This is a genomic window from Leptospira ryugenii (assembly GCF_003114855.1).
GTDB classification, from domain to species: domain Bacteria; phylum Spirochaetota; class Leptospiria; order Leptospirales; family Leptospiraceae; genus Leptospira_A; species Leptospira_A ryugenii.
On record NZ_BFBB01000002.1, the window covers coordinates 51,956 to 75,566 of the forward strand.

Annotated in this window: 17 protein-coding genes; 15 read left to right on the forward strand and 2 right to left on the reverse strand. The window is 40.8% G+C overall.

The window, feature by feature from the left end; translation table 11 throughout:
• Positions 1–3 precede the first annotated feature (3 nt).
• The 4 genes from DI060_RS00945 to DI060_RS00960 are packed head-to-tail and all read left to right on the forward strand — an operon-like array spanning position 4 to position 3,342.
• A complete protein-coding gene (locus tag DI060_RS00945; protein WP_108972767.1) occupies positions 4–924 on the forward strand; it encodes a metal ABC transporter substrate-binding protein in 921 nt (306 codons plus the stop codon).
• A complete protein-coding gene (locus DI060_RS00950; RefSeq protein WP_108972769.1) occupies positions 921–1,610 on the forward strand; it encodes a metal ABC transporter ATP-binding protein in 690 nt (229 codons plus the stop codon). Before DI060_RS00945 ends, DI060_RS00950 begins: the two co-directional genes overlap by 4 nt.
• On the forward strand, positions 1,576–2,439 hold the full coding sequence (locus DI060_RS00955) for a metal ABC transporter permease (RefSeq protein WP_369689607.1): 864 nt from the start codon (positions 1,576–1,578) through the stop codon (positions 2,437–2,439). Before DI060_RS00950 ends, DI060_RS00955 begins: the two co-directional genes overlap by 35 nt.
• 27 nt (positions 2,440–2,466) lie before the next feature.
• A complete protein-coding gene (locus DI060_RS00960) occupies positions 2,467–3,342 on the forward strand; it encodes a class I SAM-dependent methyltransferase (RefSeq protein ID WP_108972773.1) in 876 nt (291 codons plus the stop codon).
• On the opposite strand, the gene tmk is transcribed toward DI060_RS00960, so the two are convergent.
• Positions 3,332–3,934: a dTMP kinase gene (tmk, locus tag DI060_RS00965; protein WP_108972776.1), complete on the reverse strand. Its 603-nt coding sequence runs from the start codon at positions 3,932–3,934 to the stop codon at positions 3,332–3,334. The two genes, DI060_RS00960 and tmk, sit on opposite strands and share 11 nt — an antisense overlap.
• 87 nt (positions 3,935–4,021) lie before the next feature.
• Between tmk and DI060_RS18875 the strand changes: the two genes are divergently transcribed.
• The 3 genes from DI060_RS18875 (at position 4,022) to DI060_RS00975 (ending at position 7,646) form a co-directional block, all read left to right on the forward strand.
• Positions 4,022–4,189, forward strand: coding sequence for a hypothetical protein (locus tag DI060_RS18875; protein WP_167836871.1), 168 nt, complete (start codon positions 4,022–4,024; stop codon positions 4,187–4,189).
• A 204-nt stretch (positions 4,190–4,393) separates the two neighbouring features.
• The gene (locus DI060_RS00970) at positions 4,394–5,698 is read left to right on the forward strand and encodes an EAL domain-containing protein (RefSeq protein WP_108972778.1); all 1,305 of its coding nucleotides are present in this window, start codon (positions 4,394–4,396) and stop codon (positions 5,696–5,698) included.
• Positions 5,699–5,729: 31 nt separating this feature from the next.
• Positions 5,730–7,646 carry a B12-binding domain-containing radical SAM protein gene (locus tag DI060_RS00975; RefSeq protein WP_108973952.1) on the forward strand — a complete coding sequence of 639 codons (1,917 nt, stop codon included), beginning with the start codon at positions 5,730–5,732 and terminating at the stop codon, positions 7,644–7,646.
• On the opposite strand, the gene DI060_RS00980 is transcribed toward DI060_RS00975, so the two are convergent.
• On the reverse strand, positions 7,643–8,797 hold the full coding sequence (locus DI060_RS00980; RefSeq protein WP_108972780.1) for a DUF1577 domain-containing protein: 1,155 nt from the start codon (positions 8,795–8,797) through the stop codon (positions 7,643–7,645). The genes DI060_RS00975 and DI060_RS00980 overlap by 4 nt on opposite strands.
• A 103-nt stretch (positions 8,798–8,900) precedes the next feature.
• On the opposite strand from DI060_RS00980, the gene guaB reads away from it, so the two are divergent.
• The 8 genes from guaB to DI060_RS01025 all read left to right on the forward strand — a co-directional run bounded on the left by guaB (position 8,901) and on the right by DI060_RS01025 (position 23,589).
• A complete protein-coding gene (gene guaB / locus DI060_RS00985; protein WP_209451967.1) occupies positions 8,901–10,427 on the forward strand; it encodes an IMP dehydrogenase in 1,527 nt (508 codons plus the stop codon).
• 8 nt (positions 10,428–10,435) lie between these two features.
• The gene (locus DI060_RS00990) at positions 10,436–11,209 is read left to right on the forward strand and encodes an outer membrane lipoprotein-sorting protein (RefSeq protein ID WP_108972782.1); all 774 of its coding nucleotides are present in this window, start codon (positions 10,436–10,438) and stop codon (positions 11,207–11,209) included.
• Complete coding sequence (locus tag DI060_RS00995; RefSeq protein WP_108972784.1) at positions 11,210–11,884, forward strand: RsmE family RNA methyltransferase; 675 nt, start codon at positions 11,210–11,212, stop codon at positions 11,882–11,884.
• Positions 11,885–12,251: 367 nt separating this feature from the next.
• Positions 12,252–13,691, forward strand: coding sequence for a hypothetical protein (locus DI060_RS01005; RefSeq protein ID WP_108972789.1), 1,440 nt, complete (start codon positions 12,252–12,254; stop codon positions 13,689–13,691).
• 7 nt (positions 13,692–13,698) lie between these two features.
• Entirely contained in the window at positions 13,699–14,811 is a 1,113-nt protein-coding gene (locus DI060_RS01010) for an LIC10775 family protein (RefSeq protein ID WP_108972791.1), read from the forward strand.
• Complete coding sequence (locus DI060_RS01015; protein ID WP_108972793.1) at positions 14,811–15,626, forward strand: hypothetical protein; 816 nt, start codon at positions 14,811–14,813, stop codon at positions 15,624–15,626. Before DI060_RS01010 ends, DI060_RS01015 begins: the two co-directional genes overlap by 1 nt.
• Positions 15,572–21,289, forward strand: coding sequence for an alpha-2-macroglobulin family protein (locus DI060_RS01020; protein WP_244594241.1), 5,718 nt, complete (start codon positions 15,572–15,574; stop codon positions 21,287–21,289). The genes DI060_RS01015 and DI060_RS01020 overlap by 55 nt, the downstream gene beginning before the upstream one ends.
• Positions 21,290–21,345: 56 nt before the next feature.
• The gene (locus tag DI060_RS01025) at positions 21,346–23,589 is read left to right on the forward strand and encodes a sulfatase family protein (protein WP_244594242.1); all 2,244 of its coding nucleotides are present in this window, start codon (positions 21,346–21,348) and stop codon (positions 23,587–23,589) included.
• Positions 23,590–23,611 lie beyond the last annotated feature (22 nt).

A 23,611-nucleotide genomic window follows, 5' to 3' on the forward strand; every position in this document is an offset into this window, starting at 1 on the left:
GATATGTTCAGTCGTTTTTTGGCAATTTTTTTCTTTGCGCTTCCATTCTTCTCCTTTGCTTTAGAAGCCAAGGTTAAATTGGTTGCAACAACGACAGATATAAAATACCTCGCCGAGCAGGTGGCAGGCGATAAAGCCGAAGTCTACGGGATGATTCGGGGTACGGACGACCCACACTTTGTAATGACACGTCCGGATTTTCTAGTGAAATTAAACGAAGCCGATATATTATGTGTTGTTGGCCTAGATTTAGAAGTTGGTTGGGTACCATATCTACAGCAGCAATCGAGAAATATTAAAATACAAAAAGGTCAGCCAGGATATTGTGACACATCATTTGGTGTAAAAATCTTAGGGGAGCCTGCGGTGACTTTAGATCGATCAATGGGGGATATGCATATTTATGGCAATCCTCATTATTGGAGCGATCCAATGAATGCGATACAAATGGCCTTAAATATTAAAAGTGCGCTTACGAGAGTTGATCCTGTTAATGCCGATTTTTATGAAGCAAACTTTAGTGATTTAAAGAAGAGGCTTTTTTTACTCACAAAAGAAGAACTAAAGAAGATGGAACCATACTTTGGATTGAAGGTTGCTGTTTTTCATGACCAGTTTATATATCTAGCGTCGAGATTCAAATTTCTAGCGAATCTTACTGTAGAAGAGAGACCAGGCGTACCACCATCAGTTCGTTATATGGACCAAGTCATATCGTATATGAATACAGAAAATATAAAAATTATTCTCTTAGGTCCATACCATAATCCAAAGTATGCAGAATACGTTTCATCGAAAGTTCCAGGAAGTGTTGTATTAGTAGTACCTGTGTCCGTTGGGGGAACATCGGAGGCAAATTCTTATGAAGAGGTGCTGAAGATTACCCTAAAGATGATCAGGGAAGCAAAAGATAATTTGAAATGAGCGCTGGAATTAACCTTCTTTTTGCTGAAAATCTCACTGTAGGATATCGACCTGGTTTTCCAATTGTATCTGAAGTAATGTTGAAAATTGAAGCTGGAGCCACCTATGCTCTGCTTGGTGGAAATGGAGTTGGTAAGTCTACCATTTTTAAGACATTGACAGGCCTTATACCTCCTCTTGATGGGAGGATTGTGAAAAGAGAGAGTTTGGCTATCTCCTATGTTCCTCAGTCAAAAAAAATGCGAATCGATTATCCCATTTCTGTAGAGGATGTTTTGCTTATGGGAAGAAACCTTGGTCTCAGTTTTTTCCCAAAGCGAAAATTTATGCCTTCTGAGATAGATTTGTTAGAACAGACTCAAGTAGCCCCGATATTAAAAAAACATATTGCGGAATGCAGTGGGGGACAGTTGCAAAAGGTCTTAATCTTGCGTAGTCTTTTCACCTCTGCTCATCTTCTTTTTCTAGATGAACCGATGGATTCATTGGATCATTCCTCAAGAGAATTATTCCAAAAAATACTTGCAGAAGATCGAATTCAGAATAAAAGAGCAATTTTTGTTATAACACATAACAAAGAAAACGATTGGAATTCGCCATTTGATGAAATATTAGAAATCGATGAGGGAAAGTTGTATCACGTCAGTCAAGGTGAACTACCCCCAAATTGTCATCACCATGAATGAAATCTTTCATATTATAAGTTTATTTTATCCCCAAATCATCATTGGATGTGTGTTAGGTGTATTTTTAAGTATACTTGGGATTCTACTCGTCTTAAGAAACTTGACTTTCTTTGGTCTTACGCTTTCCCAAGCTGTAAGTTTTTCGGTTGCACTTTCTCTCTTTCTCGATTGGCAGTCGGATTTTGCACCGATGGTTTTTTCATGCATCCTAATTCTTCCCATCATTTGGGCAAAAAACCTAACAAGTTTAAAAGAGGATGTTGTTTTAGGAATTTTGTTTGTATTGTTTTCTTCATTTTCTCAAATCCTCCTTTCCTTAGGTGGAAATGTTCAAAATCACCTTCTAGCCTCTTTTTTTGGTGACATCCTTACCTCGCAAGTAAAGTTATCTTCTTGGAATTTTTTAACTGTTTGTTTGGCATTTTTTCTTTATCTTTCATTTTTTAGGCGATTTCTCTTTATCAGTTTTGATCGAGATCATTATCAAATCCAAGTTGGAAATCCTTTGTCATATGATATTTTCTTTTATTTCATTCTAACACTTGCAATCACTGTAACCGTAAACCTACTAGGCTCCTTTTATTCTATCGCACACCTTTTGATCCCTATGTTTACTTTTTACGCATTCTCTCGGTCTTTAAAAGTTTTGGCATTGCTATCGGCAGGCTTTTCATTCTTATCTACCCTGATTGGGTTTTCATTAAGTTTAACGGGAATTCAGGTGAATGGTACGGAGGTTTACTTTCCGACATCCTCATTGATCATACTTTTTATGGGGACAACGAGTTTTCTTATCTTACTTTTTCGTCGAATATTTCTTCCTACCTAATTTTTCTACCTTGTCGATACTTTATGTATGGGAATAATTCCGTGCAACAATTGCCAACAGCTATCCTTTGCATTCATCCTACAAAAAGAAAGCCCTCTCGGCGAAATTTTTTCGGTAGTCCGATGTCACTCTTGCGGTCTCGTACAAGTAAACCCACAGCCAAGCCCACAAGAAGTCTTAAAATACTATAACGACAGTTATTTCACCCAAAGGACAGACCGCGGCTATGATAATTATTATTCGGATGAACTAAGAAAAGAAATCTCAAGGGTCTTTCGACTCAATTTACAAGACCTTGGTTTTTTCTCTTGGGAAACAGAGTATCGCAAACAAAACAAAGAATTGCGTTCTCTAGACATTGGATGTGCGGCAGGTTACTTTGTGGATTTTATGAAACAAAAAAGCTATACTGCCGAAGGGATCGAAGTTGCTGAAGGCCCCGTAAGATTTGCTAGGGAAACATTAGGGCTACACATTCACCAGGAAGATTTTTTGGACTGGGACCCAAGCTACCAACAAAAATATGACCTCATAACACTTTGGGCAACGATTGAGCACCTCCATAAACCAAAAGAAACCTTGCAAAAAATACATAAGCACCTCAATCCAGGGGGCCTCCTGATCGTATCTACCTGTCGCTATGGTATATTGGCAAAATCCAAAGGTATCGATTGGCGGTATTTGAATGTGCCAGAACATCTCTATTACTATTCAATGCGAGGGCTAAGCAATCAAATCCAAGAGATAGGATTTGAGCTGAAGAAATACATAAGCTATGGAAGTGGTATGACTACTAAAAAGGGAGCAGGTCTATGGTTTAAAACCAAAAAAGCAATACTGGATCGATTGGTTAAGTGGACAAACCAAGGTGATATGATGGCAATCTCAGCAATCAAGCCCTAATTGATTCCAATATTGTTGTTTCAACAATTTGAGTAAGCTCCTCCAAACTTAAGCTGCCATCAATAAAGATGGTGTTAGCTGGGAGAACATCCATATAATTTTTGTAGATCATATTTTGCTTTCGGTCTTCATCAAAATACTCACTTTCATGGCCTCGGCTCTTTCTCCTTTCCTTAGCATCTTCTGGGCTAAGGTCAAGAAAGATGACCAATTTTGGTTTTGGAAAACCATGTTTCTCATTGATTTGGATGATTTCGTTTGCTGATAAAGCTTCCGATGCTTGGTAGGCAGCAGTTGAATAATAGTACCTATCTTGTATTAAGATTTCATTTCTTTCTAATATGGGCAGAATCACGGATCGGACTGATTCCTCTCTGTCTTTTATAAAAAGATCCATTTGTTCTTGTACTTTCAATTGGATCTTTCCTGCTAAAAATTGTCTAATTTGTTTCCCAAATGTGCCGTCTGTTGGCTCCCTATGCCAATGTACCTTTAGCCCATGCAAGTCTTTCAAACGATCTGTGATTTGTTTGGAAAGGGTGGTCTTTCCTGAGCCATCAATTCCTTCGAATACAAAAAAGTTACCAGACACTCTCTCTTTAGCCTTCCAACGTGATTATGTAGCTTTTTTTCTGGACATTTTTATGCACAGCAAAAACGTATACCTTAGGAGCCTAAAATGAAAAAATTAGTTTTGATTTTTATCGTATCTATTTTTGCTTTTACGCTTGTTAATTGCGCGTCCAATGAAGTGAAACAAACTCCTCCTCCAGTGGAAGAACCAAAGCCTTCAAAAAAACCAAAATTGGATGAATCTTTAAAGCAAAGACAAAGCGACATCAAGTAGATCAAGTCATGAGTAGGGTAAGGAGTGGAACCGCTCCTTACTCTCTTCCTTCCTCCTCCGAATCCACACATCTTGTAGAAAATGTAAGCAACATGCCTAGAGTTCGATATTTTATCTGACTCTATCTTGGGCTTAAGCTTTGTTTCGCTCAAAAAGCAGTCAAATTGCGTACTGGTACTCTTTTTGCATAACGTATAGTAGATTATGATTTTAGAAGAACAAAGGCCAAGCCAGGTGGCGGAATGGGAAAGGTGGTTGGGGACGGGGACTTTAGTGCCTGTATTTCAGCCCATCCTATCCTCAGAGTCCACGGCCATTTTTGGCTATGAGGTCTTGGGTAGAATCGAAACTAACCGAGGCCTTGAAAGCCTGGGCTCCTTTTTCCTCGCAGTGGATGAATCCAGAGGAAGTAAACAAGACTTTGTGAGGACAAGTGAGCTCTTTCGCATCAAAAAGAAAATAGATCGAGAGATTCGGTACCAGGCTTTACTCAAATTTAAAGAAGAAGCACCGCCTGAGACCTGTTTGTTTATTAATATCTCCCCTCATTTGATGTATGATTTATTGCATAGTTTTCCCACAAAACTTCCCTTCACCATACAAAAGGTGCGAGAGTTAGGAATAGATCCGAGTCGGATTGTCATTGAAATCACAGAAGAAAGGTTTGAGCATAATCTAGAAATCCTAAAACCGATTTTAAACTTATATCGAAAGGAAGGATTTCGCATAGCAGTTGACGATGCTGGATCTGAGGCCTCGAATTTGGATAGGATTGGACTATTCCATCCTGAGATTATTAAAGTCGATTTACAAATGTTACGCCGATCTACCTTCTCAAGGAATTTTAAAGAAATATTACTCAACTTATCAAAGTTAGGTGAATCACTCGGTAGTAGTCTTTTATTTGAAGGGATTGAAACAAAAGATGAACTTTACAATTCTTTAAATTATGGTGCTAGGTACATCCAAGGATATCATTTTTCAAAACCAGAGAGAGAGTTTTCCAAACGGTTTCAATATCGACAAGAGATGAGCCATGCATTGGAATACTTTCATAAACGAAAGAACGAAGAAATGGAAACCCAAATCCAATGGGAAATGAAATGGAAAGAAAAATTATCCCAAGTATCCTTGGGGTTTACCTGTATCGATGGTGTTTGGGAGTGTGATTTATCAAACCAGGAAGCGATATCAAAGGACTCCGATTTCTTCCGTATGTACATCACCAATCCTTTTGGTTTTCAGGTCTCACCCAATTACATTCATGACCACAAAAAAGGGCTTATTGCCGATTATTCTTATTTGGGTAAAAACTGGTCCTGGCGGCCCTATTTTTTTGAACACATACATAAATCGCGCACGAGTAAGGATGCCTGGGCTATATCGCCAATTTACCATGATATATCAGAAAATGTGATGTTACGGACATTTTCTAGAGATTTTGGAGAAAATTTGATCCTCTTCATAGATATCATTCTATCTCGTGAGGGAAAGTTTTTGCCATCCTAGAAAATTTTCTTTTCATGGTATGGAGATCACCGTGGCCAATCTCCAATTATTGCAATTACCTGTTCCACCTCCATCGTATTATGCGGCAACGGGAAACGTACCATTGGCTGCGGCAAGCCTTGCTTCCTCTTTGGAAGTCAGCGGACTATCAAAAGAAATCCAAGCTGAAACGATCTTGCCTGAGTTCACTGACCGGATGGGAGACCAGGAGCTTGTGGATTACATTCTCTCTAAGGACCCTGACTTTTTAGGTCTTTCGCTTTACCTTTGGAATACTGAGAGAAGCCTCCATTTAGCAAAGGAGTTAAAAAAAAGGAATGCGGACCTAAAGATTCTGATTGGTGGACCTGAAGTAAACGAAGACAATCCTTTTGTTCTTTCTCATACTTCCTTTGATTTGGCCGTAAGAGGGGAATCGGAGCATCATTTTGGTTATGTAATGGAAGCTTTATTGGGGAAAAGAGAATTTTCCTCTTTATCAGACGTAGCCTATCGGACATTAGATGGAGGTTTAAGTCCTTTTCTTACTAGTAGGGCTGCTGACTTTCCACTGGCACAGTTCCCATCTCCTTACCTGACCGGTCACTTAGCAGTAGAAGGCAATCGATCTACCTATTTGGAAACTGTTAGAGGATGCAAATCACAGTGTACGTATTGTTTCTATCCGAAATCATCTCAAAATTTGCGAACTCTTGACATAGATGAAACAAAGAAATTGATCATAGGTTTAAAAGACAAAGGTGCGAGGGAGTTAGTCTTTCTTGACCCAACCTTCAACCATAGGCCTGGATTTGAAGCATTTTTAGATTCGATTGCGGAAGTTAATTCCGATGGACAAATGAATTTTTTTGCTGAGCTTCGATCAGAGGGTGTGAGTCCGAAACTTGCCAAAAAATTAGCCAAGGCAGGTTTCAATCGGATCGAATTGGGGATGCAGTCGATCAATCCTGAGACATTGAAACGAGTGAAGCGATATGGCGATCCCAATAAAGTTGCCGAAGTGGCAAAGATGTTAGTTGGTGAAGGCATTGAGCTGTTGTTAGATTTGATAGTGGGACTTCCTGGAGACAAACCTGAGGATGTCGAGAGGGGATTGCATTTTTTTGTCTCTCATGGTCTAGAGGAGTGGGTGCAAGTGTTTCCACTTTCTGTACTACCGGGAACTGCCATGCGGCGAGATGCACAAAAAGAAGGGATTACCTTCATTCCGTATCCTCCTTACCGTGTTGTGAAAACCCATACCTTTTCCGAAGAAGATATCATCCTTACTATGGAAAGAGCGGAAGAAATATTGGACCGTAGGGTAGATGAATACCCGAGGCCATACTTATGTTTAAGTGAAGAAACAAAAGAACCTACTTACGTTCCCTTAGATGAAATGAAACCTTCAGAAGCTATGGTCCTAGCAAGAAGACCAGGTGAGAGGCACCAGGCAGTATGGTTTGCCACAAAACATTGGGAACGACATATAGAGACCATCCTGCAATTCCTAAGCACAAGGATAGAATTGGATCCGTATTGCACCTTAGATGTGATCCTCTATACCGAAGTCGAGTTAGCTTCCCATTACTTTCAAAGAATAAAACAAGTATTAGATGGAATGAGCCCCAATTTTTTGACTAGAGCCTTGGCACACCGCGGTGAAAACCTCCAGAGGCGATTGCTCTGCATTGCAAAACCAGGATTACGTATGCAAAAACCTTGGATCAATGCAATGTTGGACCATAGTGATGTGAGACTATTTTTAGAAGCAGACTTTCACTCAATGCCAAAAGACTTGAGCCAAATCGGTATCAATCTTCCTTCCCTTTGGCTCACTGACCGGCAATTGGGAACCGAGCAGTGGCAGTATCTAAAAACAAACATTGACCCTGAAGGGATCTGTTTCAAAGAAACAGTATGGGAAAAACGCTGGTCTTTGGAAGTGTTAGGCTACGGAGAGGTTTAAGATTTTGAGGAAAGTTTCCTCATCGCTTCTACGTTTTCTAAAAATCGTTTCTTCTCTCCGATGCGGGATGAGTGACCTGCCAGGGCTAGCCCCACAGTCAAATGACCTTCCTCATCTTTTGTTATGGATTTGATATTTGCATAGGCTGTGAGAGGAGCCTGCATCTTGAAGAAAATATCAAATTGAAATCCATTCAATTTTGGAATGCTAAGGATCAGATCTGGGTGGTCAATTTTCACTTTCAAACCACCTTCTGAGATATCCAGGACTGGGTACTTTCCATCAGACTTGATTAAATTTGAGTTTCGAATTCTATCTACCATTTCAAAGGCAATCGTTTTTGTCTCTATGGCTTTCAATAGATCAAAATGTTCTGTCTTACTTTGCATTTGGATATAACCAATCGGAATGGATTCATCATCATCATTTAGATAAAGGACAGGAATGATCATTTCAGAGATGATCTTTTGGTTTCGGAATTGATTGATTTCTTTGCTGATCTCAGAATCTACTTCCTCTGAAAAAAGGATGAAATCTTCGTTTGGTGCTGAGTTGTAGGACGCTGGATTTTGTGCGTCGGAGATGAGAAGTAATTTCTTTGTCTTTTTTATCGTTCGAATTTTTTCATCATCATCATTGGTGAAGGTATTGATTTTGATAAAGTCACATTTATTTCGCAATTTATTTTCATAGTCTTGGAAATTGACCTTCACGGCAGTGGGTACATGGAACATATCTGTCTCAATTTTTGCTTTTGAAGAAACGATGTTGGTAATCCAAGCCTGACCTGGTTGTAGGTAAATCCTTTGTGCATCGCGGTCTTTTTTGGCGATTGCGATTTTATCAACGAGAAGGACATACTGAGAGTCACCTTTCTCAGATTCAACTGTGCATTCTAAGTGAAGGTACCTTCCCAAAATTTTGTAAAGAATGAGCTTTTGGCCCGGGTTCAGAGTGGTAGTGGGGCGCGTGGAGACTTGGACTTTACTTCCATCTCCGGAGACTTTTTTTAAGGTACAAACATCCCCAGCAGGTACTGAGTCTTTTATATTCAATTCTTGGTTCAGTAGAAATTTCGTCAGAACATGGAGTTTTTTCTCCTTATCAGAGAATACATCCAGAGATCTTTTGGAGCGTTCTATTGTTTCCATGCTTTTTACACCAGGCGTTTCACTACATTATCGACAGAGGAAGAGAGGAAATTCTCTTGCACGCATACTTTTCTTGCTTAAAGTAGAAAAAGGAAGGGAAATTATGTCAAATCACAGCCCATTCGGGATCGAACTCTTTGACGGAGTGAGTGGCGAGGAACTATTTTCAGTAAATATGGGCCTCACATACCGAGACTTTTTGGTTTTACCAGGCTATATCGATTTCAATCCGAGCGATGTCGAACTAGAAACCAAACTCAGCAAAAATATTTCCCTAAAACGACCTCTCATGAGCTCCCCTATGGATACGGTTACGGAAACCGATATGGCGATTGCCCAAGCATTGATGGGAGGAATTGGAATCATCCATTATAACAACAGTTTGGATGAGCAAGTGGAACTGGTTAAAAAAGTAAAGCGTTACGAAAATGGATTCATAAAAGACCCTATTCTTCTCTCACCTGAACATACGATTGCAGATTTAGATGCCATCAAAGAAAAACACGGCTTTAGCGGTATTCCCATTACAGAAGATGGAACCCAATCCGGAAAATTAGTGGGTATGGTCACCAACCGAGATGTGGACTTTGAACCAAACCGAAGCACAAAATTGGGAAAGGTGATGACAAAGGATCTCATCACTGCCTCTCAGGGAATTAGTTTAAAAGAAGCGAATGATATATTAAGAACGAGCAAAAAAGGAAAACTACCAATTGTGGACACTCAAGGTAGATTGGTTGCATTGATTTGCCGTAGCGACCTAAAAAAGAATAAAGAATTTCCATATGCGTCCAAAGACGACAGCAAAAAATTAAGAGTTGGTGCTGCGATTTCCACACTGCCTGAGTCTCGCGACCGAGTTGCCGCCTTATCTGCAGTAGGTGTTGATGTAATCACAATTGATTCTGCCCAAGGCAATTCCTCATATCAAATTGAGATGATTCAATTCATCAAAAAAAATTACCCTACGATTGATATCATAGCAGGCAATGTCGTCACCCAAGGACAGGCAGCCAATCTGATTGCGGCGGGGGCTGATGGCCTTCGCATTGGAATGGGTCCAGGTTCAATTTGCATCACGCAAGATACTATGGCAGTGGGGAGAGCCCAAGCAACGGCAGTTTTCAAAACAGCTCAATACGCGGCCAAACACAATGTTCCGGTCATTGCGGATGGTGGTATCTCAAACATTGGGGACATCGCAAATGCTTTGGCCATTGGGGCTTCCATGTGTATGATGGGCTCTATGTTTGCGGGTACAAAAGAAGCCCCCGGTGAGTATTTTTATGAGAATGGAATTCGTCTAAAAAAATACCGTGGTATGGCAAGTTTGGAAGCAATGAATAAAGGAGGAGACAAACGCTATTTCTCAGAATCCCAAAAGATCAAAGTGGCACAAGGTGTCTCTGGTTATGTTGTGGATAAAGGAAGTGTTCTAAATTTGATCCCTTACCTCATCCAAGGCCTTCGCCAATCCTTCCAGGACATGGGATACCGCACCATTCCAGAATTGCATTCAGCCCTTCGCCAAGGCAAACTACGTTTCGAACGACGAACAGAATCGGCCCAAGCGCAAGGTTCTGTACACGGTCTCTACTCTTACACAAAACCATCCATGAGAGTCGAGTAACAAGGCTTATGCGAAAAATCCTCCCACTGCTATTTCTACTCCCTCTCTTTTTTTCTGGAGAACCTCTTCGTTCACAAGAAAACACTCTATCCGCGCAAGAGTTACTGGCGAGGCTAGATAAAGAATTGGACTTTGGCAAAGGTCTTGTCAAAGGTACCTATACTTTGATCCGAAGAAATGGTCAGTCGGAAACTTGGAAGATGAATCGATTTTTCAACGGGGAAGATGCTCTCTATCTCTTTGACAGAAAGGGAAGGGGACTAGAAGCCAAATTACTTTCCAAGGAAGAAGGTGAAAACGTTTACTTTTTTAATGTTCTCTCTGCAAAGCTATTTCGCAAAACAGATGATGAAAAGTATGAATCTCTAATGGGGACTGGTTTTTTCTATGTGGACCTTTCTGGATATTCCTACCAGGCCAATTACAACCCTCTCATGAACTCCGACTTAGAAATTGCTGGAGAGACATTTTACCGTGTGGCATTGAAACCCATCCTTCCCTATTTCTATAAAAAGTTAGTCCTTTTAGTAAGCAAAAAAGACCTCAAACCTCAAAGGATAGACTTTCATGATAAAGATGGAATTCTTTTCAAAACGCTGAACCTTAAATATGGATCAGTGAAGATCAAAGAAGTTGGAAAGGTTGAGGATGTTGATAAAGTTGCACGTTGGGAAATGTTAGATTTGAATTCAGGTAGCATTACGGTCTGGGAAGTACAGGAAGTCGACAAAACAGTAAACCCAGATGCCTCTCTCTTTGCCGTTGATAATTTAGGTCGATGAGTGTCAGGCCGCCTCGTCTTTTTTCGAAATCCATTCAATCCCGAATCAAAACTTTCTCTCACTCGTGAAGAGGCTAGCCATGTGAAAGCCAGACGGTTGTCACCTGGTGACCAGATTGAATTCAGAAATGGTTTGGGTAGGTCCTTTCAGTATGAAATCCAACATGAGACTCTCGCAGTACGCCTATTAGGGCAAACAGAACATGCACTGCCTCCAAAACGAGAGATAGCCATTGCTCTGCCCAAAGGGCAACGGCTGGATTTCCTAATAGAAAAGGGCACAGAACTTGGTCTGACTCATATTTACTTTTTACTTCTGGAAAGGTCGATCCGAAAGGAGTTCAATCAGGAACGCGCCGAACGTTTGGTACGGGAAGCAGCATCGCAATCAAACCAACACCACCTTTTGCAATTCAGCCTTCTTTCCTGGAAAGATTTGGTCCAAGCCAAAAGGGACTCGCTTTTGGTCTTACACCCTCAGGCGGAAGAATTTGTAAAGCTTTCCGATTGGAAAGGAGGTATGATCCCTGTTGTTGGCCCAGAAGGTGGCTGGTCGAAAGAGGAAGAAGCATTGTGGAGAGGGGAAAAGATCCCTGAGAGGGCTTTGCCTGGAGGGATATTACGTACCGAAACTGCCGGCTTGGCAGCAGCTTCGTTTTTGTTGCTCTCGGGATAGTGCCTACCGATTTACGTAGTAGATGTAAAAACCAGTTAAACTGCAATAATTGCTACAGTTGGAATTGCAATTGGAGAGGTTGTTGAAGTTCTCTCCAGTCACAGTCGGGTAGGTACTTGCACAATTGGATTGGCAAGATGCTAGACTTCCCCCAGTGCAGCCTGCAATATAAGTCAGAAGGTTTCTTTCTAAAGAGCGATCTTCTCGTTTTTGACAACCGATAAACAAAAAGAGTGTAGCAACTAAGACGACGAAGCGGAACGAAAGACTCATACATCTACTCTCAGTTTGGGGTGGATTTCGTCAATCTTTCGATAAAACTCTTGACCTTAGAAAAAATCCCTATGCTCTGGAAGGAACGTTTCCTATGCCTGAGAATGCAAAGAAAGTATTAGAAAAAGTGGGACAGGGTGAATATGAATTTACCTCGTACGGTGAATTTCTTTGTTATTTCCATGCGCACATAGATATCTTCAAAAGACTATTAAAGGCTAAGAATGTAGAAGCAAATAAGGCAGATGCGCTTGTAAAATCTACCAAAGCATACATGACTGCCAATGTCAAAAAGACAGACCATTTTTTTGAACATCTACCCAATTTCGCATCCATGTTAGGTGTGCCTCAAAATGAAATCCAAAATTACTTAAACACAAATTTCATCGAAGTCCTAGGTAGAGTAAAAGACAAGCTCAAACAACAAGAATTGGAAAAACAAGAACAAGGTGTTCAGTACAATTCTATTCTTGAAGAAATTGTTGAAGGATTGCAGGTAACTTTACCAGCTGATCTCCGTTTTGCGGACAAGGGGATTCTCATAGTATTAGAAAATACAAAGACAGGTGAGATGATCGAACCGCAAGGACTCATGGCTGAATCTGCGAAGGCGGCTCTCTCTGTTTCTGGTCTGGCTCCAACTGAGAAATCAAATCCACCGAGTTTAACAGAGGCTTTAGCATCTGCGAATGCTCCTCCGCAAGTTGTTAAAAAAGTATCAGTAGTCAATGCCCCTGAAAAATCTATACTCCAGGAAATTGTAGAATCTTTCGGAGACCAGCTAACGGGCGAAAAGCTAAATATCCAAATCGGTCCACCTGGTGGCGAGTCCCAAATTGAAGACACGCCTAAACCCAAACAAAAATCCTCCGAAGAAGAATACGAAATCGAAGACTTAGAATTTGAGGAAGAGACAAACCAAACGACTGAAACCATACCAGACATGGAGCTCTCCTTTGAAGATACAGAAACCGAAGGAGATTTGCCGATTCCAGAAATCCAAGACCCCATGTTGGATCTGGTAAAGACTTTTACTGTAAAATCTTATCTAGAACTTAGCCAAATGATTGGCTCCTTCCAACAAAAAAACGACCAAGTTGGTTACCAAAATTGGCTTCGTAGCCAAGGGGAATTGGAGAAAACAGTTGTAGCCTTCCGAACACAATTGATGAAAGAGCAAAAAGGCGAGCCAGTGGATTGGCCAAACATTTTTGCTGGCATCATTTCCAAAACTCAGTTCCAAGAACCGAGTTTAGATATTTTATTAAAGAATACGCGTAATTACCAATGGGTAAAGTTAACATTGGATAGAGCTATTATTGAGTTAAAAAAAGGGTCTCCAGATTTTGTAAATTTAGTGCGCTTGGCTTGGCCACATATCCAAAAAGCATTTCTCGATGTACCTAACTTTGATTTGGTGCAAAGAACCTTGAAAGGTATACTGTCACGAGTAAATGATGAAAACCATAAAAAAGAATTCACGCGGATATTTTCCATGGCAATCAATTTTTTGCAATCCAAGTATCAGGTATGATTTTTAAATGGCAATTAACTTACGTTATCTTGCCATTTTCGCTGGTTTGATTTTTTTTGACCTTTTATTAGCATCAGATTCTTTGATCGTAGATCCTCTGCTTGAAAAACCTTGGATCCAAGAAAACCTCGAAGAAGAACGACGATCCTACCACCGGTTTCTTAAGATATCTTCTCAAATTCCAAAGACTGAGTACAGACAGGATCGTTTTGGAAGAAATTACTTTATTCTCCCTTCGCTTAAACTTCAATACAGTATAGATGACAGTTATAAAAGAGAGTTCCCACTGGAATCGGATGGAGATTTAGCTTTAGCTGAAATGAAAGCGCTCATTGAGTCTCGCAAAGACTTAGAAGCATTATTTTTAGGGAAAGGGATAGGTTTGTGCCAACGAATCCATTCTAAAAAAGAGCCTGGTTTTTTTCCTCCTTGGTCAACGGAAGCCTATCAACTTAGTTCGCAATTGTATTCGAAATACGAGGATAAGATAGAAGAACTTAGCTTTCGTACAGAGCCTTATGGTTGTTATGAGGAAGACGGTGGTAAAATTATCGCACTTCATTTGGAATCCGAGACATTTCGGTATTCTGTTGCCATTCCGGCAGAGCTCAGATATGAAGGTCTCTTTAAAAAGAAACCAGGAAAGTATCGAAAATGGAATCGTTCCCATATGAGACTCGTACGATTTGTTGAGTTCCTCCAACCAGACCGAGATGAAAATTGGGATGAGTTGCAGGAAGCCATGGAACTCCAAGAAACGGGCCTAACATCAAAAGAACCCAGAAAGATTATTTTGACAATCGGAAGTACCTTTGATGAGGAACCCTCCGTGCGCACGATAGACACTTACTTTCGGTTTTGGGATAGAGAAAGAGGGATCAACACAAAATCTATGTTTGATCGAAACTTTACCAGAATCCCTGATGGAAAGGATTATCTAAGCCGTTTCAAAGTTGTAGACGAATTGGGAAAAGTATCTTACTATATGATGAGAGAATACTACTACTATAATTCCCCGCTAGGATTTATGCTCTCTCTGTCGTATCCAGAAACAGAAAAAGCATTGGGGGATGAATACTGGCAGAAAATACGAAAAGACTTTCGTGTGAGAGAAAGGTAATGTTAGGTTTTGTAGAGTCCAAACCGAAAAGAAGGCCAGAGAGGCCCAACCGACAGCCAAATGAAAAATCTATGTTCTTTTGGGGACTATTGATGATTATAGGTTTTTCTATCGCCTTAGTTCCGTTTGGTGCTTATTTACCAGTTTCTATCTCGATTTGGGCACTGATCATTTTATTTCTTCCTCTCCTTTTAATTGGAATTTCTCTAATCTCGAAATATGGATACTCAATTCTATTTTCTGTCTTTTTTGCCATTTTTGGTGGAGCTACTTCTATTCTTTTTTTGGGAGACTTTGTAGGATATATAACTCAACTAACGGTTGCTAGAGAGATCAGTCCGGAAGAAGCCATACGATATGCCCATTACAAATATATCTTTCTCAAAGATTTTGATTTAGATGAAACAAAATCAGGATCATTTTTAGCACATATCAATGTGAGAAAAAGAGGAACAGGGACATATTACGGCCCTCTCTTGCAGTTTCGCTATGCACCCATCTATGCAAAGGGGAAAGAAAAAAAAGATTTGGGATTGTATGCACTATGTTACTCCAAACCTGAGGAGTCATGTGCCTTCGCCAAAGAAACCAAGGGAGGCAATGTCTTACGGGAGGCACTCTGGGAAACAGATAAGACAGATGCGAAGGGAGAAAGCCCCAAGGAACACTCCATTTTTTTGGTTTGGAGGGGTGAAAGTGAATCCGAAATTTTCAAAAAAGGAATGGGTTCTTTGGCTTACTTAGCAGTACTCATTTTGACTTGGTTCTATATTTGCTTTCGGCAGAGAAAAAGAAACCAATCCTCCAATCCATAGACGAGAAAATCCTTCCCAAACAAAGTCCCATTTCAGATTCTTTGGAAGATATGAAATTCCGAAAGATCTCTCGTCTCAGTTCATTTCTCTTCTGCTTCTTACTCTTTGTACACCAAAGTGATTCCCAATCAAATGGACTTAGTATTGAATTGTTCTCACCCACAGAATTCACAAAACAAGTGAAACAAGTTCAGGTTCGTTTTTCGGAACCAATGGTGAGCTTAGGAGACCCGAGACCGAAAGAAGATTTATTTGATATTGATTGTCCATTGCCTGGGAAAGCTCGTTGGTTAGATTCTTTGACTTGGGTCTATGAATTTGAACAAGAATTACCTGGAGGTGTTGTCTGCAAGTTTCGAGCAAAACAAACTGTCCTCTCACTCAAAGGAAAAGCACTAGTAGGGCAAAAGGAGTTTGGCTTTCATACTGGTGGGCCCTCCATCCAGTATACCCATCCTTATTCTGGAAATTCAGTTGATGAAGACCAGTACTTTGTACTACAGCTAGATGCGGAACCAGTGATTGATACTGTATTAAAGTATGCCTTTTTTTATTTACCAGAATTGAATTCACAAATTGGGATAGAGATGGTAGGCAAAAAAGAGAGAGAACTTGCTTTAAAAAGCCATGGATTCACCAATGATGCGAAGACTCTTGTCATCAAAGCAAAACAAAACTTTTTACCGGAAAAACCAATTCAATTGGTTTGGGGAAAAGGGATCAAAGCAAAATTAGGTGGAGAGGTCTCTCAAGAAGAAGTCCACCAATTCACTGTTAGACCAGCTTTCTCAGTAAATTTCTCATGTGAACGAGTTAATGCAAAAGCAAATTGTATACCGATTTTGCCAATGAGCCTTTCCTTTAATGCATCGGTACTTAGGAAGGATCTTCAAAAGATAAGTTTACGAGGAGCTGATGGTACAATGTATCCATCCTCTGTCTCAAAAGAGGTTCCAGGAGAGGAAGGTTCGTTTTATGTCAGTTTTGCGGGACCATTCCCAGAATCATCCGAATTTACAATTGAGATCCCAAATGAATTGCGTGATGAGATGGGCCGCAAATTGGCCAACCAAGAAAGTTTCCCTTTGAAAGTAAAGACAGGGGAGTTTCCCCCTTTAGCTAAATTTGCAGCACAATTTGGAATTTTAGAATCCAAAGCAAATCCTGCCCTTCCCGTAACAGTCCGAAATTTGGAAGCCCAACTTCCTCTCAAAAAACTCGGATTAGTTGTGAACGCAGCCAGCCAAAAGAGTTTAGATCCGCTTGAGATCATGAAAATGTTCCAGGCCATGAGTAAACACAAACGGGAACAAAGTATTTTTGCAAAAAAACTCTTTAAAGACAACCCGGAAAACCAAACCCTTCCCAAACCGAACGGAAAGAAACCCATGGAAGTTGTTGGAATTCCGCTTCCTGGCCCAGGTTTTTATCTCTTCGAATTGTCGAGTGATGTATTGGGAAACAATCTCTTAGAAAAAAAAGGGAAGATGTATGTTATCTCATCCGCTCTTGTTACCAATTTATCCATTCATTTCAAATGGGGTGGAGAGAGTTCTCTTGTGTGGGTAACGAGTTTAGACAAGGCAGAACCTGAGGCTTTGGCCATTGTGAAGGTAATGGACTGTAAAGGCAACATTCGTGCCAATGGAGTCACAAATAAAGATGGTATCTTCAAGTTTGGAAAGATAGTTGGTGAGATTCCCTACTGTGGTTACCATGAATTGGGAAGTGGTTTGACAATCTTTGCCGAGAAGTCTGGCGATATTTCTTTTGCTTCCAGCAATTGGGATAAAGGAATCGAAGCTTGGCGTTATAATCTACCTTCTTATTCATACCATGACGGAAGTGAAGTACAAACCGTTGTATTGGATAGGACTTTATTTCGATCTGGCGAAACTGTTCATTTAAAGCACATTAGACGCTCACATTCCATCCAAGGCTTATTAGCATCTGACCCAAACCGATATCCGAAAAAGGTTGTGATCAGCCATGAGGCTTCAGGAGAAAAGTTTTCGAGTCCATTGGTTTGGTCATTCCCAGGAAGTGCAGAATCAGAATTTCAAATCCCTAAAAAAGCAAAATTGGGAACGTACAGAGTCTACTATCCTGCTTCTATGGATGATGATAGCTACGGTGAGACGGTCGCCAGTTTTAAAGTAGAGGAGTTTCGATTGCCTGTCTTGAAGGGGGGCATACAAGTAATAACTGACAAAGCACATCTTGTCTCGCCTAACCAAATCAAATTGGATCTAAACCTTCAATACCTTTCAGGAGGTGGTGCTGCAAACCACCCCATCAAACTCCGCGCTCAAATCAATCCAAGTTATTTTCGTGTGAAAGATGAATATGAAAATTTTCACTTCCAACCAGAAAAGATCGAGGTGGGAAAGGTAAGGCTAAGTTCTTATGAAGAGGAAACAGAAGAAAGGACTGAAACAAAAAATGAGTTAAAAACCGAATCTTTTAACTTGGATGAGAAAGGATTTCTTTCCCATACCTACAAAGATTTAGGTCCATGGGAGGAAGAAAAACACTTCGACGTGGAGATGGAATATTTAGATCCGAATGGAGAAATACAGACCATTGCAAGACGATTTGAAGTACATGCAAATGATGTCCGTCTTGGTATCCAACCCAAAGGGTGGATGTTTACAAAAGAAAAAGTTGAGATGCAAATTTTGGCAATCGACTTAGACCAAAAGCCAAAAAGAAATCAAAAGATATTAGTCAAAGCTTACTCACAAGTCTATTATTCCAATCGCAAACGTCTCGTGGGAGGATATTATGCTTATGAACACTATCGAGAAGTGAAAGACTTGGGAAATTTTTGCCAGGGAAAGACAAATGAACAAGGCATTCTATTCTGTGAAGGAAAAGCACCGACTAGCGGAGAAGTTTTATTTGTCGCGGAAACAGAAGATGATCGCGGAAAGAAAACTAATTCTGGTTATTCGGTATACGTAGCTGATTCAGAAGAGATTTGGTTTGAGGCAAGTGATCACAATCGTATGGACATACTCCCAGAAAAGAATCACGCGGAGATTGGTGAAGTATTAAAAGTTCAATTGCGTTCTCCGTTTCGAGAAGCAAATGCCCTCGTAACAATCGAAAGAGAAGGAGTCATAGATTCTATGATAGTACCTGTTTCGGGGAAGGACCCTGTCATACAGATACCTATTAAAAAGGAGTATGCACCTAACATCTATATATCGGTTTTACTTTTACGAGGTCGAGTCGGTGAACCAAAACCAACAGGTTTAGTGGACCTCGCGAAACCTAGTTTTCGGCTTGGTTTAGCACCCGTACAAGTCGGTTGGAAACCCTTTCAGTTGCAAGTTCAAGTGGAGACTGAAAAAAACCAATACAAGGTGCGAGATTCTGTGACTGCCAAAATACAAGTCAAAGACTCTTTGGGTCGCATACCAAAGGCCGGTGGAGAGATCCTGGTTGCCGTTGTTGATGAAGCACTCTTAGAATTATCACCCAATCCTACCTGGAACTTAATAGAAAAGATGATGGGACTGCGTGGGCATGATGTAAGCACAGCGACGGCGCAGTCCCAAATCATAGGGAAACGGCATTTTGGTTTGAAAGCAAAACCTCCAGGTGGCGGAGGAGGCAAATCACCGACACGTTCTCTCTTCAATACTTTAGTTTTTTGGAAAGGAAAAGTTCTCTTGGACAAAGATGGTAAAGCAAGTGTCAGTTTTCCTTTGAACGACTCCTTGACTTCTTTTAAAATTGTAGCAGTTGCTAGTTCAGGGGTTTATGAATTCGGCACCGGCACAAAGAGCATCCAAACCAACCAGAACATCCAATCGTTCTCAAGCCTTCCAGAAGTGGTTAGAGAAGGGGATCGATTCCAACATGAATTTACACTACGCAATGCAGGGGAAGAAAGCCAAGCCGTGAAGGTGATTCTATCTGTTGTCGATACAAATCTTGGAACAGGAAAAAAGTCAGAAGCGAAAAAAGAGAGCCAAGAGGAGACTCTTCTTCCTGGTAGTACAAAACCTTTTGTTTGGCTATGGGAGGTTCCGAAAGGCATCCAAGAAAGAGAATTTCTCTTGGAAGTGAAGGATACTTCTGGCCAAATATTAGATAAATTATCAATAAAACAAAAAGTACAACCCGTACTCAAAGAATCAGTTTTTATGGCAGGGTTCCAACAGTGGGAGACAAAGATACAGGAAACTTTAAAATCTCCAGAGGACGCAGAAGGAGAGAGTAACTTCAAAGTATCAGTAAGCCCAACATTATTCGGAAATTTTAAGACTGTAGAGAGCTATTTCCAAACCTATCCATACCATTGTCTGGAACAAAGAATCTCTCAAGCGATTGGATTAAAAGATAAGAATCGTTGGTCATCGATCGATGATGAACTATCCTCATATTTAGACGAGAACGGCTTAGCTAAATTTTTTCCGAGCATGAACCATGGCAGCGAACTGCTCACAGCTTATGTATTAACTTCTGCAAAATTGGCCGGTTACGAATGGAAGCCAGAGGTCAGCCAACGAATGTTAGAAGGACTGAATGGGTATTTAGGAGGGTATGTACCGGGAGAGCCTTGGTCTTTTGGAGCCGATACGATTCTACGACGGATCATTGTAACGGAAGCAATTTCTCGCTACCATGTTTTAAAATGGGACCAAGTGTCCTCATTGGCAAACCAGATAGAACTATTGCCTACTTCTTCACTAGTGGACCTCTCCGAAATCCTATCTAGAACCGAAAACGTGAACCCAACTGTAAAAAGTCGTTTGGCCAATGCGCTCAGAAATCGATTGAATTTGCAAGGGAGTGAAATGGGAATCGCTGATCAAAATTTCCCATCACCATGGTGGATCCTTGGTTCTAAAGATTATACCAGTGCTAGGCTATTGATCTGGACTTTACGTGAGCCGTCGTATGAGAGAGACCGGTCACGTTTGGTCAAAGGGCTCTTAAAACGGCAGATCAGAGGTCGTTGGGATACCACTCTAGGAAATGCCTATGCGGTTCTTGCTTTAGGGATGGCAGCAAAACTTCTGGAGTCAGAAAAGGTAGAAAGTGGATTTTTGAAACTCAGAGAATCCAATCGAGAGATAGCTCTAGACCCAAACAAACGAGATAGTGTTTCCATAGCCGTAAAATCCCAGGAAAAATCTTTAGAGATAGACTATGATGGAAAAGGGAAACCTTGGGTGTTTTGGCAAGCAAGCTCTAAAATTCCACTCAAAAAACCATTGAATGCTGGTTATTCGGTAAATAGGACCATCCAAGCTGTCTCGCAGAAAACAGAAGGTAAGTTTACAAGAGGTGATGTCATTCGAATTCGTTTGGAAATCCAGGCAGACTCTGACAAAACGTGGGTGGTTTTGGAAGATCCCATCCCGTCTGGCAGCATACATATGGGACGAGGCCTTAGCCGCGAATCTAAGATGCTAGAATCTGGTTCCATTTCGCAAGTGGATACAGTCAGTCCTTCCTGGGAAGAGAGAACCTTTTCTCTGTATCGTGCTTATTTCGAATACCTTCCACAAGGCAAACATACGATAGAATACCAAATCCGTCTTGGGCAGGCAGGGAGCTACTCTTTGCCAAATGTAAGGGTAGAGGCAATGTATTCGCCAGAGGTTTTTTCGGAAAGCCCAGTTCCCGCGATGCAGATTTTACCCTAGTTTGGATTTGAAAAGTTTACGAATCTTCAGGCTCTGGAAACATGACCGCAATGGAAATGTTTCCAGCCAGATCCTTTCTAAAACACTTTTTAGTCCCTACATTCTATCTTTCCCTCTTTCTATATCTCTTCTTTTTGGCATTCAATACATCCTTTCATATCATGGGTGTAGATGTTTCCGAATACTTAAAAGAATATTTAGGTGATTTTTTTGGAGTATACTTCTTTTCCACATTACGTGTATTTGGTGCTCAGTTTTTAAGTATTTGTTTGTTAGGATCTGTTTACTATTTTGCCTTCTTTTGGAAAAAAGAAAGGATATACCTGAAAAATATAGCGCCCATTTTATTTGTAAGCTTGTTTCTCAGTTTATGCCACTCCATGGTAAGCTTTCCGCAAATTTATGGAGAATTTTTTTACTTCCGCCATATTTGGGCAAAACCTTTCTTATATTTTTTGACAAACCACTTCCACCCAAATCTGTTCTTGGTTGGACTATCACTTCTCTATCTCCTTCCTCTGCTGAAGATACTTGTCACTTTTTACCAAAAGAAAACAAAAGAATCTGCATTTTTTCTAATGCATTGCTTAGTTTCCCTATTAATCTTTAAACATGGGCAAATGGTTTTTGGAATTCTTTATGTTTTGTCTTTGCCGCTATTTTTGCAGAGGATAGAAGCCATCCACCGAAAGACCTATGTATTCTTTCTATCAGTCGTGATAGCACTCTTCTTTTTGCCATGGTTCAGTAGAAAATTAGATCGATTCACAAATTCTGGAAGTGAAAAGAATGTTCCTATCATTTTGATTTCTGCAGATTCACTGCGTTATGACAAATTAGGTTTTGTAAATGGAAATCCAAAGATCAGCCCTAGCTTAGATGCCTTTGCAAAAGAAGCTGTTGTTTTCCATGACCACCATACAACCATTCCGCGAACCTTTCCGAGTTGGACGGATCTACTCACGGGACATTTCTCAATGAGCCATTGGATTCGAGATATGTTCCCAGCCAAAGAGGAACAGATAAGAATCGGAAGGAGCCCCTTTGAAACCATTCCGCAGATTCTGAACCGAGAAGGGTATAGATCTTATGTGTTGGGTGGATTTGCAGCTGATATCTTTCCTAGAGCTAATTTTGGTTATTCGGAAACTTTGACACCAAATTTTAATGCGAGGATCATGACCGTCCAGAGAACACTAGAATCTCAACTCTTGCTTCTGCCTATCTTGACAGGTTCTTATTTCGGTATGGGCAAGTTTATAGAAGAAGTCGATGGGCTTTCGACTTGGGGTGATGGGACGAGGTATTGCCACTCCTTTGAGGAAATTCTAGACCGAAACCCCGACCATTCGGTTTTCATTACTTATTTTTCCAGTGTAGTTCATTTTCCCTATTCTCCACCATACCCACACTACCAAAAGTTTACGGACCCAGACTATTATGGAAATTATAAATACTTAAAATTTGTCGATCCATCCGTCGCCGAACATCCAAACCCGGAAGATGTAAACCAAATCCGTAATTTATTTGATTCCTCAGTGTATGCCTTTGATGAGGAATTCCGAAGGATGATGGAATCTCTGAAAGAGAGAGGTTTGTATGACAGATCTTTGGTCATAGTTACCGCTGACCATGGAGAAGCTTTGTTCGAAGACATTCATGGCCAAGGCCACGGAGAACACCTAAGAGGAGAAGCTGTCACACACATCCCCCTATTGGTTAAATTCCCCAAAGGCCACCGCTTAGGGGCTCCCAGAGATATCCATGTCCCGACTTCCTCCATCGATCTTTTCCCAACTCTCCTTGCCTTCCAAGGCTTGCCCCTCCCATCAGAACGACCCGGCAGCAATCTTTTGGGATTTTTGGAGGGAAATGAGCTACCCGCCGACCGAGCAGTGTATTCTGAAACTGGGATTTGGTTTTCCGACAAAGGAGATCATTTTTTCCAAAAACAAAGGATCCCGTATCCGAATATCCTACAACTGCACCGAGTGGTGGCAGAGGAAGACTACCAGATCATGATCACAGACCTTGGCTTTCGGGAAACCATTGCCTTTTCCAAACACCGAAGCCTCCAAACTAGCCAATACAAACTTATCTACATCCCCACCAGGCAGGGTGTGATTTGGGAACTCTACGACCGAAAGAAAGACCCTTTGAACCAAAAGAACCTCTACCCACTCGGAGAGGTGGGTCCGAAACTAAAACGCCAACTTTTTGGACTCGTGCAAAAATGGGAAGGCGGAGTCCAAGCGGGAGATTATTTACTTCCTGGATCATTGAGAAATACTGACCAATAGCGGAAAATTTTAAGAGCGGTGG